The sequence below is a fragment of the Mesorhizobium sp. M1A.F.Ca.ET.072.01.1.1 genome (assembly GCF_004023325.1).
GTDB lineage: Bacteria > Pseudomonadota > Alphaproteobacteria > Rhizobiales > Rhizobiaceae > Mesorhizobium.
The window spans coordinates 1-15,264 of record NZ_RZSF01000156.1 but is presented as its reverse complement, the minus strand read 5'-3'; the positions used below and the strand labels follow the sequence as shown (position 1 = coordinate 15,264).

The following is a 15,264-nucleotide window of genomic DNA, read 5'->3' as shown; positions in this document are numbered from 1 at the left end:
TCCGTATCCTTGTCCATGACCAGAACGACGACCGGAGCAATGACGTCGGAAGTGTCGAGCTTGCCGAGGTTCTTCAGCGCCGTCATCAGCCGCGAGACGCCGATCGAGAAGCCGGTCGCCGGTACCGGCTCGCCGCGGAAGCGCGAGACCAGCCCGTCATAGCGGCCGCCGCCGCCGACCGAGCCGAAGCGCACGATCTGGCCGTCCTCGTTGGGGATTTCGGCCAGCAGCTCGGCCTCGAAGACCGGGCCGGTGTAATATTCGAGGCCGCGCACGACGGAGCGGTCCATCGCAACGCGGTCCTCCCCATACCCTGCAGCCCTGACCAGAGCTTCAATCGTTGCAAGTTCGCCGACGCCTTCCTGATACACAGCGTTGGCACCGACGGTGGAATCCTGGCCAGCCTGTCCGTTCCTTGCCGTTGCGAGAAGAACCGCTTCGGCCTGCGCGTCATTCAGCCCCGCGCCCTTTGCGAAATCGCCTTCGCCTTCCTTGCCGCCATCCCATCGTCCCGGGCCAAGCAGCAGCCTCACGCCTTCCGGCCCGAGCTTGTCCAGCTTGTCGATGGCGCGCAGCACCGTCAGCCTGCGCCCGGCATTCTCCTCACCGCCAAGCCCAATCGCCTCCAGCACCCCGTCCAGCACCTTGCGGTTGTTGACGCGGATGACGTAGTCGCCGCGCTTGATGCCAAGCGCCTCCATCACGTCGGCCATCATCATCGCCATCTCGGCGTCGGCGGCGACGCCCGGCGTGCCGATCGTATCGGCGTCGAACTGCATGAACTGGCGGAAGCGGCCAGGGCCCGGCTTCTCGTTGCGGAACACCCAGCCGGACCGGTAGCTGCGATAGGGTTTCGGCAGGCGGTCGTAATTCTCGGCGACGAAGCGCGCCGTCGGCGCCGTCAGGTCGTAGCGCAGCGACAGCCACTGGTCGTCATCGTCTTGGAACGAGAAGACGCCTTCGTTCGGCCGGTCCTGGTCGGGCAGGAATTTGCCCAGCGCGTCGGTGTATTCGATCATCGGCTGGTCGACCGGCTCGAAACCGTAAAGCTCATAGACCGAGCGTATAGTCGCCATCATCTTCTCGACGGCGCGAATGTCTTCTGCGCTGCGGTCGGCAAAACCGCGCGGCAGGCGCGCTTTCGTCTTTTCCGATTTGTCGGCCATGGATGGGTCTTTTCGCTATGTGAACGCTGACTTATTTCGAGCGGGCGTGTCCTAGACGATACCGCCTTGGGCGGCAAGGGTTGGCGCCTTCCCTTCTCCTTGTGCGAGAAGGAAAGGCCACGCCTTCGAAACAAAACGGCGCCAAGAACGAAACAATCGCGTCACCGGCGCGGCATGCTGCCGACACAATCGAGGACCATATAAGCGCGCCGAAATAAGGGTTCGGGCCATGACGACCACGGAAGACATCATCCAGAGCAAGCCGGTTGCCAAGCTCCGGCCGGCCGGCAGCGCCACCCCCAAGCCGGCGCAGCAGCCTGCAGGGCCGTTCGAGGTCGTGGCGGAAGCCCACAAGCCGACGGTGCGCGACGCGCTGGTGACCGGACTGCTGGTGATCTACCCGGCCTTTGCGGCCGTGGCGGCCATCATCGCCGGGCTGTTTCTGACAAGCGCCGGTAGTCTCTGATCTTCCGCACCCTCCAATCTGAAGACGCGTAGCGTCGGAGGCGATGAGCTCGGTTTTGCGACCCGACCCGCGCCTTCGGCGCGACCTGCCCACAAGGGGGCCATAAGGGGGCGGGTAGAGGTGACGCTATTTCGGTCTCTTGAACCTCTGCCGCTCGGCCTCCACCTCTGCCCGGCAGACACAGCCTTCGAGATGGTCGTTGACCAAGCCCATCGCCTGCATGAAGGCGTAGACGGTCGTCGGGCCGACGAAGCTCCAGCCGCGCTTCTTCAGTTCCTTCGAGATCCGGACCGAGACCGCCGTCGTCGGATTGGCGCGCAGATGGGCAAGGTCGACAACCGTCGGCCGCTCGTCAGGCCCCGGCTCGAACTTCCAGAACCAGGCGGCCAGCGAGCCGAATTCATCGGCCATTTCACGGGCGCGCCCGGCGTTGTTGATGGTCGAGACGATCTTGCCGCGATGGCGGATGATGCCGACATTGCCGAGCAGACGCTCGACATCCTTGTCGGTGAACGCCGCCACCTTGTCGAAGTCGAAATTGGCGAAAGCCTCGCGGAAATTCTCGCGCTTGCGCAGGATGGTCAGCCAGGAGAGACCGGACTGGAAACCTTCGAGGCAGATCTTTTCGAAGAGCCGGCGATCGTCCGCTACCGGCCGGCCCCATTCATGGTCGTGATAGTGCAGATAGTCCGGCAGATTGCCGTGCCAGAAGCAGCGTGTGATACCGTCGGGGCCGTCGAGCAGGCCGGCATGTTCTTTTTCCATTGTCGGAAATCCGTCCGTTAATGCGCCAAAGCGTCGGTTTTACGGTGGCTTTACCAGATTCCTGAACCGGCCGGTAACCACACCACAAAGTTTACTGACAAGTCGGCATTTTACGCATTCCGATTCATGTTTTGCTTGCCGCTCAGCGTCAAGGATCGCCACGCCGAGAGCTCTTCCCTGCCCTCGGACGAGTTCGACGATCAAGGTGCGTTCCGATGAAGACAGCGTTCACTTTCGTGCTCGGCGCAGCCGCGGTGCTTGCCGCCGGCGCGACGACCTCTTTCGCCAATGACCGTTATGCCGACAGGCCGCCCGTGATGGTGAGCCCCGACCTTTCAGCGCCTTGGGTGCTGCAGCTCGGCCATGCGCCAGGGATCGTGCGCCCGAGCCGCCAGGCGACCCAGCAGCCGCTGCGGCGGCTTTTCCTGGCGCAGCCCGACCAGCAGCGCACCGCAGCCGTGCGGCAGCCTGCCAAGCGCATGGTGATGAGGCCACAGATCAACTCGATCTACCTGCCTCAGGAAGTCGCCTATGGCGGGCCGCAGAAGCCGGGCACGATCGTCATCGATACCCACCAGAACTTCCTTTATCTGGTCGAGCAGGACGGCAAGGCGCGCCGTTACGGCGTCGGCACCGGCAAGCCCGGTTTCGAATGGTCGGGCACGCACAAGATCACCGACAAAAAAGTGTGGCCGGACTGGCGCCCGCCGGCGGCAATGATCGCCCGCGAAGCGGCCAAGGGCCGCTACCTGCCGACCTATCTGGCCGGCGGCATCGAGAACCCGCTCGGCGCGCGCGCACTCTATCTCGGCACCACGGAATACCGTATCCACGGCACCAACCAGCCCTGGACGATCGGGGGCGCGGTGTCCTCCGGCTGCATCCGCATGCGCAACGAGGATGTTGTCGACCTCTATGAGCGCGTCAATGTCGGAACAACCGTCGAGGTGATATAGTAACTGCGAATCAGCCGGTTAGGCGGCGCTGAGCAGTTTGGCGCTTGCTGTTGCCCTCAAGCCATAGCGCGGATTAGCGAGACATGCTTAGACTGGCATCGAGTTAACGGGGGACGGGCCGTGTGGGGATACGGTCAGTCACGAAAGGGCAGCACGGGAGACCGCGCTGCCCTTTTCGTTTCAAGCCCCTCAACGGGTCGCCCCGGAAGCAGCATGTTTCGCATTCGGGGCTGATTTCCCGGCGCACCTCTGCTATTGCAGCGCACAATCTTGGTTTTACGCAATTCCGGACGGAAAACCGCCCTTCTGGAGTTGCTCCAGAAGGCAGAGGTTCCACCTATGACCCGGTCCGACGACAGCCGCAATCTCAGGGGCGGTCCGGTCGCCCAGCGCATCATCGCTTCGGTACGCGAGGAAGCGGCCATCGCCACAGCGGAAGGCTTCCCGCCGAAGCTGGTCTCGATCACCGTCGGCGACACCGACGCGGTCGACGTCTATGTGCGCAACCAGCGCGCCAAGGCCGGGCTTGCCGGCATCGGCTTCGAGGAACGGCGCTTTGCCGCCGACATCACCGCGGGCGAGCTGGAAGCCGCCATTCACGGCCTCAACGCCGATCCGCGGGTCACCGGTATCATCATCCAGCGGCCGGTGCCGGCGCATATCCCAATCAAGACGCTGCAGTCGGCGGTGCACCCGCTGAAGGACGTCGAGGGCATGCATCCGGCCTCGATCGGCAACATCGTCTACAATCAGCTCGATCTCGCGCCCTGCACGGCGGCCGCATCGGTCGAGCTTCTCAAGGAAACCGGCCTCGACCTGAAAGGCCTCGAGGTGGTGGTGGTCGGCCATTCCGAGATCGTCGGCAAGCCGATCGCCTTCCTGCTGATGAGCGAGGGCGCGACGGTGACGGTGTGCCATCACATGACGCGCTCGGTGGCGGCGCATGCGCGGCGCGCGGATGCACTGTTCGTCGCCGTCGGCAGGCCGCGACTGATCAAGGCCGAGATGGTGAAGCCCGGCGCCTGCGTCATCGACATCGGCATCAATTCCGAGATCGGCCCGGACGGCGAGAGCCGCATCGTCGGCGATGTCGACACCGAGAGCGTCAAGGAGGTCGCTTCCTGGATCACGCCGGTGCCGGGCGGCGTCGGCCCGCTGACGGTGGCGATCCTGCTGCGCAACACCATGGTGGCGCTCAACCGTCAGCGCGCGCTCTACCGCGCGACCTACGGTGTGGCGGACCAGCTGGCGGCTGAGTAGCTATTCGGGGGCGACCAGGCTTTTCTCGGAAACGCCTTCCGGCTTCGGACCACCATAGGCCCAGTCGAGCAATTTTATCGTGTGCACCACCGGCAGCTTCGCCGCGGACGCGATCTGTGTGATGCAGCCTATATTGCCGGTGGCAACGATTTCGGCGCCGGTCGCCTCGATATTTTTCACCTTGCGGTTGCGCAGCTTGGCCGAAATGTCGGGCTGCAGGATGTTGTAGGTGCCGGCCGAGCCGCAGCAGAGATGCCCCTCGCGCGGCTCGCGCACTATGAAGCCCGCCTTGGCCAAAAGCTCCTTCGGCTGACGGGTGATCTTCTGGCCGTGCTGCATCGAGCAGGCGGAATGATAGGCGACGATCGTGCCCGGCTTGCGCACCGGCTCGGGCAGGTCGAGGGGAGCGAGATATTCGGTGATGTCCTTAGCCAGCGCCGAGACACGAGCCGCCTTTTCCGCATAGGCCGGATCGAGACGCAGCATGAAGCCGTAATCCTTGATCGTAGTGCCACAGCCCGATGCGGTGATGATGATGGCGTCGAGCCCGCCCTGGTCGATTGCGCGCATCCAGGCGTCGACATTTTGCCTGGCCGAAGCCAATGCCTGGTCCTCGCGGCCCATGTGATGCACTAGCGCGCCGCAGCAGCCCTCGCCTTCCGGCACCACGACCTCGACGCCGAGCCGCGTCAGCAAAGAGACGGCCGCCTCGTTGATGGCGGGATCGAGCACCGACTGGGCGCAGCCGGTGAGGATGGCGACGCGGCCGCGTTTCGTGCCCTGCCCGCCATGCACGGCGGGCGAGGCGATCGGCGATGCCGGCGGGATCGACGACGGCGCAAGCTTCAGCATGGCGGCGACCGGCTTCAGGGTCGGCAGCTTTTCCAACAGGCCGATCAATGGCCGGCCGAGTCCGGCGAGCTTCAGCGCGGCGCGGAAGCGGCCCGGATAGGGCAGCACGAAAGCCAGCATGGCGCGGGTCAGCCGGTCGAGCAGCGGCCGTCTGTAGGTCTGCTCGATGTGGGCGCGGGCATGATCGACCAGATGCATGTAATTCACGCCTGACGGGCATGTCGTCATGCAGGCAAGGCAGGAGAGGCAGCGGTCGATATGGGTGACGATCTCCTTGTCCGCCGGCCGGCCGTTCTCCAGCATATCCTTGATGAGATAGATGCGGCCGCGCGGCGAATCCAGCTCGTTGCCGAGCGTTACATAGGTCGGGCAGGTAGCGGTGCAGAAGCCGCAATGCACGCATTTGCGCAAGATCTTCTCCGATTCCGCGACATGCGGGTCAGCGAGCTGCGCGGCTGAAAAATTGGTCTGCACGAAAAATGTCCTTATCGTCTAAGCATGATCTTTTCCGCAAACCGGTTTCCACTTTGCTGGATCATGCTCTCATTGACCGAGAAGCCAGCTTTGCGGGTCCCTGATCGGCTCGCGACGCTGCAGCGCCTGCAGGCCGAGAATGCAGCGGACGATGAACCAGACGGCAACCGCAAACATCAGCAGGAAGCCGATCGCGAGCATCATCAGGACCACCGAGATCAGCGCGTAGAGAAGGCCGATCCAGAACGTCCTGATCAGGAATGTGTAGTGGCTTTCGACATAGCCGCCCGCCTTGCCGCGATTGATGTAGGCGAGGACGATTCCGATAATGCCGGTGACGCCGACGACAAGGCTGGCGAGATAGAGAATGTAGATGACCAGCGCGTTGGTCTGGCCCGGCTCAAGCCAGCGATCGGTCTGGCGCGAGCCGCTGCCCGGGCCTGGATTGGCATTGGTCATGGTGCTGCTCCCTCCGTTGACTGAGGAAGAGTAGCAGAGCTGGAAGTAGGCGCCATGCGGCCGGGGTTGAGAATGTGCTTCGGGTCAAACTCGGCCTTGACCCGCGCGGAAAGCGCCGCCAGATGCGGCGGTTGCGGTTCAAAAACGGGGAGCGCCGCGCGATGCGAGGCAGACGCGCGCGCCAGCGTCGCGTGACCGCCGCCATATTTGCGGATCAATGCGCGCAGCAGTTCCGCCTCCGGATCATCCTCGCGCATCGAAAGCCACACGAGCCCGCCCTGCCAATCATAGAAGGCATCGACCGCCGCCTGCATGCGCAGCGCCATCACTATGTGATGCGCCTCAGACGGCGGCATCGAGACGCGCCAGACCGGCCTTGCGGCACCATCGGCGAAGGGCGCGCAGTCGCGGATGTCGCGCCAGATCGCCTTCGACGCTTCGCCGGCAATTTCCTGCAGCGGGCCGGCCTTGCTGAGCAGGTTTCGCAATGCCTCGGCACGGTAGACGACCGAGGGGCCAAAGCCTTCGACGCGCAGCAGCGTCGCGGCATCGCTGCCGAGATGGCCGGCGGCGACGCGCGCGGCGATCCGCTCGGGCAGGTGCGCGGCGCTCGAGACCTCGGCGCTGGAGCCCAGCGCCAGCGCCATGGCCGCAACGGCAGCATCGTCGAGCAGGCCTCGAATGGCCAAAGTCACCTCGGTTTCCGCCGCCGGCAGCACCTTGAAGGTGACGTCGGTCAGCACGGCAAGCGTGCCCCAGCTCCCCGCCATCAGCTTGGAAAGGTCGTACCCGGTGACGTTCTTGACGACGCGGCCACCCGACTTGAAGGCTTCGCCGCGGCCGGAAACCGCCGATATGCCGAGAATGTGGTCGCGTGCCGCACCCGCCTTGAGCCGGCGCGGACCGGATAGGTTCGAAGCCAGCACGCCGCCCAGCGTTCCCTTACCCGGCTCGCCGCCGAGCAGCGGCCCGTAATCCATCGGCTCGAAGGCGAATTGCTGGCCGTTCTCGGCAAGCAGTTTTTCGACTTCGGCGAGTGGCGTGCCGGCGCGTGCCGAAAGCACCAGCTCGGCCGGCTCGTAGAGCGTGACGCCGGTGAGCGTCGACAGGTCGAGCGTATGCTCGGTCTGCAGCGGCCGGCCAATGCCGCGCTTGGAGCCATGGCCGAGGATTTCGAGCGGGCTTTCCTCCGCGGCGGCCCATTGGATGGTGGAGAGGACTTCGGCGAGGGTGCATGGGGTGAAGGTGGTCATTGCAATCTCCGGTTCCTCGCCCCCGCGAAGCGGGGAGAGAAACCCAAGTTCTGGGACGTTCCCATCAAAACCTCGGAATGTCCGGAAACGCCACCTGGCCCCGATGCACGTGCATGCGGCCGAGCTCGGCGCAGCGGCGGAGCTGCGGGAAGACCTTGCCGGGGTTGAGCAGGTGGCTGGGGTCGAAGGCGCATTTGACGCGCATTTGCTGGTCGAGATCGACCTGGTTGAACATTTCGGGCATCAGGTCGCGCTTCTCGACGCCGACGCCATGCTCGCCCGTGAGCACGCCGCCGACCTCGACACACAGCCGCAATATGTCGGCGCCGAAACGCTCGGCCTTGTCGAGCTCGCCCGGCACGTTGGCGTCGTAGAGGATCAGCGGGTGCAGGTTGCCGTCGCCGGCATGGAAGACATTGGCGACGCCCAACCCGTGTTTTTCGGAGAGATCGCGCATGCCGGCGAGCACGCGCGGCAGCTCCTTGCGCGGGATGGTGCCGTCCATGCAGTAATAGTCGGGCGAGATGCGGCCGACGGCCGGGAAGGCCGCCTTGCGTCCGGCCCAGAAGCTCAGCCGCTCCTGCTCCGACTGCGAGATGCGGCAGGTGGTCGAGCCGTTGCGGTAGGCGATCGCCTCGACCAAGCCGATCAGGTGATCGACCTCGACGCTCGGCCCGTCGAGCTCGACGATCAGCAGCGCCTCGACATCCAGCGGATAGCCGGCATGGACGAAATCCTCGGCCGCGTGGATCGCCGGGCGATCCATCATCTCCATGCCGCCCGGGATGATGCCGGCGCCGATAATGTCGGCGACGCACTGGCCGCCCTGCTCGCTGGTCGGAAAGCCGATCAACAGCGCGCGGGCCGTATCCGGCTTCTTCAGGATGCGCACCGTCACCTCGGTGACGACGCCGAGCAGGCCTTCCGAGCCGGTCATGACGCCGAGCAGGTCATAGCCTTCCTGATCGAGATGGCTGCCGCCGAGCCGCACCACCTCGCCATTCATCAGCACCATCTGGATGCCCAGCACATTGTTGGCGGTAAGCCCGTACTTCAGGCAATGCACGCCGCCGGAATTCTCCGCGACATTGCCGCCGATCGAGCAGGCGATCTGGGAGGATGGATCGGGGGCGTAGTAAAAGCCCTCGTGCTCGACGGCGGCGGTGATGCCGAGATTGGTGACGCCCGGCTGGGCGACGACGACACGGTTCGGATAGTCGATCGCGAGGATGCGGTTGAAGCGGCTCATCACCAGAAGCACGGCATCCTCGAGCGGCAGCGCGCCGCCCGACAGCGACGTGCCGGAACCGCGCGGCACGACGCGGATGTTGCGCTCGTTGCAATATTTCAGCACGCGGGAGACCTGCGCCACCGTCTCGGGCAGCACGACGACGAGCGGCAGTTGGCGGTAGGCGGTCAGGCCGTCGCTCTCGAAGGCGCGCATCTCGGTGGCCGTATCGACAACGCCCTCGCCCGGCACGATGATGCGCATGTCGGCGACGATCTCGGCGCGCTTGCGCAGCGTCCCGGCATCTGGCTTGGGCATGGCAAGGCCGGACATCGAAGCCTCCTCCACTCGACTGGTCAAAATCTTTTACCAGCCGGGAGCATTCCTTGCAAACGCTGCTTTGGTCGAAATCGGATGGCGAACGACGGCCGAGCTTTCGCAGCGGCAATCTGCCGCTGGCTTCTGCCCGCTTGAGGGACCCTCGAGGGGAGATGGCCGCGAAGCGGTCAGGGGTTCGCCTCACGTAATCGCCGGCTCGTCTGGCGTCGAGGAAGATCCTGGAGCTTCTCGCGCCGCGGCCCTCTGTTGTCTTCGGGAAATCTCCCGGTCGAGGGGAAGTTTACTCGCCCGGATGCTTGGCCGGCTCGGAGTGCATCTTGCGCACGCGGCGCACGCCCCACCAGACGAGCAGGATGGCGACCGGCACCGAAGCCGCGGTGACGACTTCCGGCGGGAAGGCATGGCCGAAGCTCGACGCGCCTTTGGCGACATAGCCGATGAGGCCGACGACATAATAAGAGACGGCAGCGACGGAGAGGCCTTCGACCGTCTGCTGCAGGCGCAACTGCAGCCTGGCGCGATTGTTCATCGAGGCCAGCAGGTCGCGGTTCTGCTTCTCGACGTCGACATCGACCCAGGTGCGCAGCAACGTGGTGGCGCGGGTGAGTTTTCGCGAGAGGTTCGCCTGGCGCTCCTCCACCGAGCGGCAGGTTCGCATCGCCGGCGCCATGCGCCGTTGCAGGAAGCCTGCCCAGGTGTCGTAGCCCTGTACCGACTCCTCATCCAGCGCCTCCAGGCGCTCGCTGACGATGCCGTCATAGGCGCGGCTGGCGCCGAAACGGTAGAGGCTGGATGCCGCATCGGCCTCCAATTCGGCGGCAAGTTCGGTGAGGTCGGCGAGCAAGGTCTGGCTGTCGCGGGTCTCGGCCGCCTTCATTTCAAGCGTCGTCTGCGCCAGCCGGTCCTCGATGCGGCGGGCGCGGCCAGACAGCGTCAGCGCCAGCGGCAGGCCAAGCATGGCAAGCGTCCGGTAGGTCTCGATGTCGATCAGCCGTTGCGACAAGGCGCCGGTGCTCGCCGGCGTCAGGCCGCGGTCGAGCACCAGCATGCGGGTCAGCCCGTCGCCATCCTGGCGAAAGTCCGTGACGATGGCCGCCGCACCGCGCTCGACCAGCGAATAGCAGAGGCTGGTCGGATCGAAGCCGGCGATCAGCTTCTCGCTCGCCTGCGTCCATTTGCGGATTTCGAGCCGGATGCCGGAAATCACCGTTCCCGGCGGCGAGAAGCCGTTGCCGAAGGGCGAATCCTCCTGACCCCGGCTGCTTTCGGCCAGCGGCCCTTCCCAGAGATAGGTCGAGAACTCCGTATGCCGTTCCCAGCGCAAGGTGCCCTTGCCCCATTTCATGGCATGGTGGCGGGCATGGCGTTCGGGCGCTGCGATGCCCAAGCGCCGCGACAGGTCCGACAGCACGGCAAGGTCGACGGCCGAGCCGCCTTCGGTCATGAAGGAGAGTTGGATGAGCACGCGCGGCTTCTCGACCAGCGGGTGCGGACGAGCATGGACCTCGCCTAGCGCGCCGGGGCGACCCTCATGGGCCGGAAAGCCCATGACGCTGCCCTGGGCGCGCGGCTGGAATTCGAGATTGGCGTCCGACACGGCTGGTCCCCCTGGTTTCGACCCTTCGTGCAATCGCGTTGTCTTGCGGCAATCGGCAGGGGCCGTAAACAGCAAATTTCAGCTGCAGCCGATTCACAGAGCCGCCGGGGAGTCGACCTGATTCGGCGAATTGGATAAATAATTTGACCAGTTGGCGACGGAGGCTTAGATCTGCGCGACATCCATTCCGTTTCCAGGCGCGCTTCCATTGAGCGATATCTTCTCCAGGATCGAGCATTCGCGCACCGCCGACGAGGTGGTGCAGCAGATCGAGAGCCTGATACTCGAGGGCGTGCTGCGCACCGGCGACCGGCTGCCGGGCGAGCGCGAGCTGGCGCGTCAGTTCGACGTGTCGCGGCCGATCCTGCGCGACGCGCTGAAGGCGCTGGAAGGACGCGGGCTGCTGACCACCAGACCGGGCGGCGGCACGCATGTCGCCGACGTCATCGGCCAGCTTTTCACCAAGCCGGTGACCGATCTGATCTCGATGCACCGCAAGGCGGTGACCGACTATCTCGAATACCGGCGCGAGGTCGAGGCAATCGCGGCCGAATACGCGGCGCGGCGAGCGACGCCCGAGGATCTGGCGCTGCTCGACCGCATCATGGCGCGCATGGACGAGGCGCACCGTACCGGCGACTTCGACGACGAGGCGGAAATCGACGTCGAATTCCACCACGCGGTCTGCGAATGCGCGCACAACATCATCCTCCTGCACACGCTGCGCTCCTGCTACCGGCTGCTCTCCGAGGGCGTGTTCCAGAACCGGTTGCTGGTCTTCACCGTGCCCGGCGCGCGCGAGGCGTTGCTTGAGCAGCACCGGGCAATCCACGCCGCGATCAAGGCGGCGGATCCTGCCGCCGCCCGCAAGGCGGCGATGGACCACATTACCTATGTCGAGCGCTCCATGGCTGAGGCCGAGCGCAGCGGCGACTGGCAGCGCGTGTCACGGCTGAGGCTCAGGCAGCGCTCGGAAGCCGGCGACATCGAACCGACACGCAAACGCTCCTAAGCACTGGGGACTACCATGAGCGACATCCTCACCATCGCCGACCTCAAGGACATGGCGCGCCGCAAGGTGCCGAAGATGTTCTTCGACTATGCCGATTCCGGCGCCTGGACGGAGAGCACCTACCGCGCCAACGAGGAGGACTTCGGCAAGATAAAATTCCGCCAGCGCGTGCTGGTCGACATGAGCAACCGCTCGCTGGAATCGACCATGATCGGTGAGAAGGTGGCGATGCCGGTGGCGTTGGCACCGACCGGGCTGACCGGCATGCAGCATGCCGACGGCGAGATGCTCGCGGCGCAGGCGGCTGAGGAATTCGGCGTGCCGTTCACGCTCTCGACCATGAGCATCTGTTCGATCGAGGATGTCGCCTCGGTGACCAAGACGCCGTTCTGGTTCCAGCTCTACGTGCTGCGCGACAAGGATTTCGTCGTCAATCTCATCGACCGCGCTAAGGCGGCGAAATGCTCGGCGCTGGTGCTGACGCTTGACCTGCAGATCCTGGGTCAGCGTCACAAGGACGTGCGCAACGGGCTGTCGGCACCGCCCAAGATGACGCTCGCCAACATTATCGATCTCGCCCTCAAGCCGCGCTGGTGCCTGGGGATAGCGGGCACGCCGCGCCGCACCTTCCGCAACATCGTCGGCCACGCCAAGGGTGTCGGCGACGTTTCTTCGCTGTCGTCCTGGACGACGGAGCAGTTCGACCCGCAGCTGTCCTGGAAGGATGTCGCCTGGATCAAGGAGCGCTGGGGCGGCAAGCTGATCCTGAAGGGCATCCTCGACAAGGAGGATGCGTTGATGGCGGCCGAGACGGGAGCCGACGCGATCATCGTGTCCAACCATGGCGGGCGGCAGCTCGACGGCGCCGCCTCCTCGATCTCGGTGCTGGAAGAGATCGCCGACGCTGTCGGCGACCGGATCGAGGTGCATATGGATGGCGGCATTCGCTCGGGTCAGGACGTGCTCAAGGCGCTCTGCCTCGGCGCCAGGGGTACCTATATCGGCCGGCCGTTCCTTTACGGACTCGGCGCGATGGGCAAGGCGGGCGTCACCAAGGCGCTGGAGATCATCCGCAAGGAGATGGACATCACGCTGGCGCTGTGCGGTAAGCGTCTGGTAACCGACATGGGCAAGGACCAGCTGCGGCGCTAGGGGCTTATTCACCGATCCGCCCTAGTTTCCCGTGATGACAGACACGGGAAGACGTCGCCTTGACTGAAGCCGGCATCCACTATCTCGACGCGCGCGGGCCGAAAGGCATACGCATCTATGCCATCGGCGACGTGCATGGCCGTCATGACCTGCTCGCCGCCATGCACAGCCGGATAGCAAGCGATCTGGAGTACGGACCAAAGTCCGATTGGCGCATCATCCATCTCGGCGATTATGTCGACCGCGGACCGCATTCGAGGAACGTCATCGAATTCCTCATCGAGGCGCGGAGCCGTGATCGCCGCAACATCATGCTTGCCGGCAACCATGACATCGGCATGCTCGAATTCCTTGCCAAACCCGATCCGGAGGGTCTGTTCATGCGCTATGGCGGCGTCCAGACCGCGGCGTCATACGGGGTGAAACTCTCGACCGGCAGCAGTTGGTTCGGCAGGTCGGACGAGGCGCTGGCGCACGGACACGCGGCCTTGGTCGAAGCAGTGCCGCAAGCCCATGTCGACTTCCTGCGCTCGCTGTCTTTTTCAGCGTCCTTCGGCGACTTCTTCTTCTGCCATGCCGGCATCAGGCCCGGCGTGCCGCTGGAAAGCCAGAACGAGCAGGACCTGATCTGGATCCGCGACGTCTTCCACGATTATCCGGGGCTGTATCCCAAAGTGATCGTGCACGGGCATACGCCGGTGCCGGACGTCGAGGTGATGGCCAACCGCGTCAATCTCGACACGCTCGCCTGGCAGGCGGGAACGCTCAGCGCACTTGCCGTCGACGGCGCTGAAAAGCGCATTCTGACGGTCGAGGGAATGGCGTTCTGGCCATGACCCCAAGTGTGGGATCAGCTTTCCGTTTGTCGGGAAGGATCAGGCTCTAGCGAAGCGCGGCGGTGACGCCGTAGCCGTCGACGGCCTGGTGATTGTTTGCAGCGTCGGCAGAATAAATGCCGAGGCCGCACACGACGATGGCAGACAGCATTACAAAGGACAAAAGCGCTGCTTTCACGGACGTCATCTCTGGTTGAGCTTTCTGCATCTGTGCACGAGGCGGTTACCAATGCGTTGAAACGATAAAATGCGTCTCAATGTTTCGACGATTTCGCGCTTCTAAGCAGATTCTGTATCGCCGGTGTGTCGCTTGGATCACACAACAGGTTCATCGCGGTTGCACGGACGATACAGAGGGCGCCCTCTTAGGCGGGCGGCCGGACACAAACCAAGAATGAAGTGCGTTTTCCCCAGGCGGAACTGCCGCCGCGTGCCAATTATGTCACGCTCCGCGGCGGTGCGACGGTCAGATCGTCGCCACCCATGCACGCGCGATCGCGAGCCCTGCGGCGTCGGCGTGCGGTCCGTTGCTAGCCATCTCGTAGTCGAGCCTGCCGGTCCAGTCGGGATGGCGCTCGGCGATCAGCGCCGCGAAGGAGGTGCTCCAGTCGCGTACCAGCGGGCGATCCGCCTCCAAATGGAACTGGAAGCCATAGACGGCGCGGCCAATACGAAAAGCCTGGTTCGCCGCGACATCATTGCCCGCAAGCCGCACGGCCTTCTCGGGCAGGTCGAACGTATCGTCGTGCCATTGGAAAGTCGGGAACTTTTCCGGCAAGGCGCCGAGAACAGGGTCGTGCTTGGCTTCGGCCGTCAGCGACACCCCGCACCAGCCGAATTCAACCGCACCGCCGATGTGGTTGTCGGCGCCAAAGGCGCGGGCGACGAGCTGGCCGCCGAGGCAGATGCCAAGCACCGATCGGTCCTTGCCGGCGAAATCGCGCGTCAATTCGAGCAAGGCGGGAAAATAGGGATAGTCGTCGTCGGCCAGCGCATTCTGCCCCCCGCCCAGAACCACCATGGCATCGTGACCGTTCGCGTCCCGGGGCAGCGGATCGCCTTGGTAGGGGCGGCGCAAGTCAAGCTCGGCGCCAGCCTCCGCGAGAGCGGCGCCGACTTGGCCGAGGCCGGTATTGTCGTAGTTCTGGACCACCAGCACCCGCATCCGCGAATCCCTGCTGACATGAAAATGACGGTGGGAGCGATATCATGCCGCCTCGGTTTCAGCCAAGCCGCGCGCCGGAGAGAAAGCTATGCCACTGCAGAACCGGGTCGATCCGTTCGGCGTCATCCATGCCGTGCCCGAGCGCGGCCTCTTCACCGGCAATCGCGGTATCATCCATGACCCCGAGACTAAAACGCTTCTGCGGAAGCGTTGGGCGCTGCCGGCCTGGATCATCTGCGTCTGCCAATTCCGCGGCGTGCGACGCGAGCCGATGGGCCGCAATC

The 15,264-nt window shown here is 64.6% G+C and carries 15 protein-coding genes and 1 pseudogene; 7 read left to right on the top strand and 9 right to left on the bottom strand.

Features of this window, described 5'->3' with window-relative positions; genetic code table 11:
* On the bottom strand, positions 1-1,166 hold a 1,166-nt coding region (hisS, locus tag EOA32_RS20810; RefSeq protein ID WP_128372741.1), incomplete at its 3' end, for a histidine--tRNA ligase.
* A 229-nt stretch (positions 1,167-1,395) separates the two neighbouring features.
* On the opposite strand from hisS, the gene EOA32_RS20805 reads away from it, so the two are divergent.
* Positions 1,396-1,632 (top strand): hypothetical protein, encoded by a 237-nt coding sequence (locus EOA32_RS20805; protein WP_128372740.1) that lies wholly within the window; start codon positions 1,396-1,398, stop codon positions 1,630-1,632.
* A gap of 126 nt (positions 1,633-1,758) precedes the next feature.
* On the opposite strand, the gene EOA32_RS20800 is transcribed toward EOA32_RS20805, so the two are convergent.
* On the bottom strand, positions 1,759-2,397 hold the full coding sequence (locus EOA32_RS20800) for a DNA-3-methyladenine glycosylase I (RefSeq protein ID WP_128372739.1): 639 nt from the start codon (positions 2,395-2,397) through the stop codon (positions 1,759-1,761).
* Positions 2,398-2,612: 215 nt separating this feature from the next.
* Here EOA32_RS20800 and EOA32_RS20795 point away from each other — a divergent pair, with 215 nt between their 5' ends.
* Both EOA32_RS20795 and EOA32_RS20790 read left to right on the top strand, forming a co-directional pair.
* On the top strand, positions 2,613-3,353 hold the full coding sequence (locus EOA32_RS20795) for a L,D-transpeptidase (protein ID WP_128372738.1): 741 nt from the start codon (positions 2,613-2,615) through the stop codon (positions 3,351-3,353).
* A gap of 339 nt (positions 3,354-3,692) precedes the next feature.
* Complete coding sequence (locus EOA32_RS20790; RefSeq protein ID WP_128372737.1) at positions 3,693-4,613, top strand: bifunctional 5,10-methylenetetrahydrofolate dehydrogenase/5,10-methenyltetrahydrofolate cyclohydrolase; 921 nt, start codon at positions 3,693-3,695, stop codon at positions 4,611-4,613.
* Here EOA32_RS20790 and glcF read toward each other — a convergent pair whose 3' ends face one another.
* The 5 genes from glcF to EOA32_RS20765 form a co-directional block, all read right to left on the bottom strand.
* Positions 4,614-5,939 carry a glycolate oxidase subunit GlcF gene (gene glcF, locus EOA32_RS20785; RefSeq protein WP_128372736.1) on the bottom strand — a complete coding sequence of 442 codons (1,326 nt, stop codon included), beginning with the start codon at positions 5,937-5,939 and terminating at the stop codon, positions 4,614-4,616.
* Positions 5,940-6,008: 69 nt separating this feature from the next.
* A complete protein-coding gene (locus EOA32_RS20780; RefSeq protein ID WP_128372735.1) occupies positions 6,009-6,398 on the bottom strand; it encodes a DUF4870 domain-containing protein in 390 nt (129 codons plus the stop codon).
* Positions 6,395-7,651: a glycolate oxidase subunit GlcE gene (gene glcE / locus EOA32_RS20775; protein ID WP_128372734.1), complete on the bottom strand. Its 1,257-nt coding sequence runs from the start codon at positions 7,649-7,651 to the stop codon at positions 6,395-6,397. The genes EOA32_RS20780 and glcE overlap by 4 nt, the downstream gene beginning before the upstream one ends.
* A gap of 64 nt (positions 7,652-7,715) precedes the next feature.
* Positions 7,716-9,212, bottom strand: a complete 1,497-nt coding sequence (locus tag EOA32_RS20770; RefSeq protein WP_128372733.1) for an FAD-linked oxidase C-terminal domain-containing protein — start codon at positions 9,210-9,212, stop codon at positions 7,716-7,718.
* Positions 9,213-9,498: 286 nt separating this feature from the next.
* Complete coding sequence (locus tag EOA32_RS20765) at positions 9,499-10,815, bottom strand: DUF3422 family protein (RefSeq protein ID WP_095781905.1); 1,317 nt, start codon at positions 10,813-10,815, stop codon at positions 9,499-9,501.
* Between the two features lie 208 nt (positions 10,816-11,023).
* On the opposite strand from EOA32_RS20765, the gene EOA32_RS20760 reads away from it, so the two are divergent.
* From EOA32_RS20760 to EOA32_RS20750, 3 genes are read left to right on the top strand one after another with little or no spacing between them, the layout of a single operon-like run.
* Complete coding sequence (locus EOA32_RS20760; RefSeq protein ID WP_067327345.1) at positions 11,024-11,827, top strand: FCD domain-containing protein; 804 nt, start codon at positions 11,024-11,026, stop codon at positions 11,825-11,827.
* Between the two features lie 15 nt (positions 11,828-11,842).
* Positions 11,843-12,979, top strand: coding sequence for an alpha-hydroxy acid oxidase (locus tag EOA32_RS20755; RefSeq protein WP_095832261.1), 1,137 nt, complete (start codon positions 11,843-11,845; stop codon positions 12,977-12,979).
* A 59-nt stretch (positions 12,980-13,038) separates the two neighbouring features.
* Entirely contained in the window at positions 13,039-13,815 is a 777-nt protein-coding gene (locus EOA32_RS20750; RefSeq protein ID WP_095826931.1) for a metallophosphoesterase, read from the top strand.
* A 46-nt stretch (positions 13,816-13,861) separates the two neighbouring features.
* Here the strand turns inward: EOA32_RS20750 and EOA32_RS40605 are convergent, their stop codons facing one another.
* On the bottom strand, positions 13,862-13,993 hold the full coding sequence (locus EOA32_RS40605) for a hypothetical protein (protein ID WP_275955501.1): 132 nt from the start codon (positions 13,991-13,993) through the stop codon (positions 13,862-13,864).
* A 288-nt stretch (positions 13,994-14,281) separates the two neighbouring features.
* The gene (locus EOA32_RS20740; RefSeq protein ID WP_095832260.1) at positions 14,282-14,980 is read right to left on the bottom strand and encodes a type 1 glutamine amidotransferase; all 699 of its coding nucleotides are present in this window, start codon (positions 14,978-14,980) and stop codon (positions 14,282-14,284) included.
* 88 nt (positions 14,981-15,068) lie between these two features.
* On the opposite strand from EOA32_RS20740, the pseudogene EOA32_RS20735 reads away from it, so the two are divergent.
* A pseudogene (locus tag EOA32_RS20735) lies at positions 15,069-15,264 on the top strand (hypothetical protein); the annotation flags it as partial.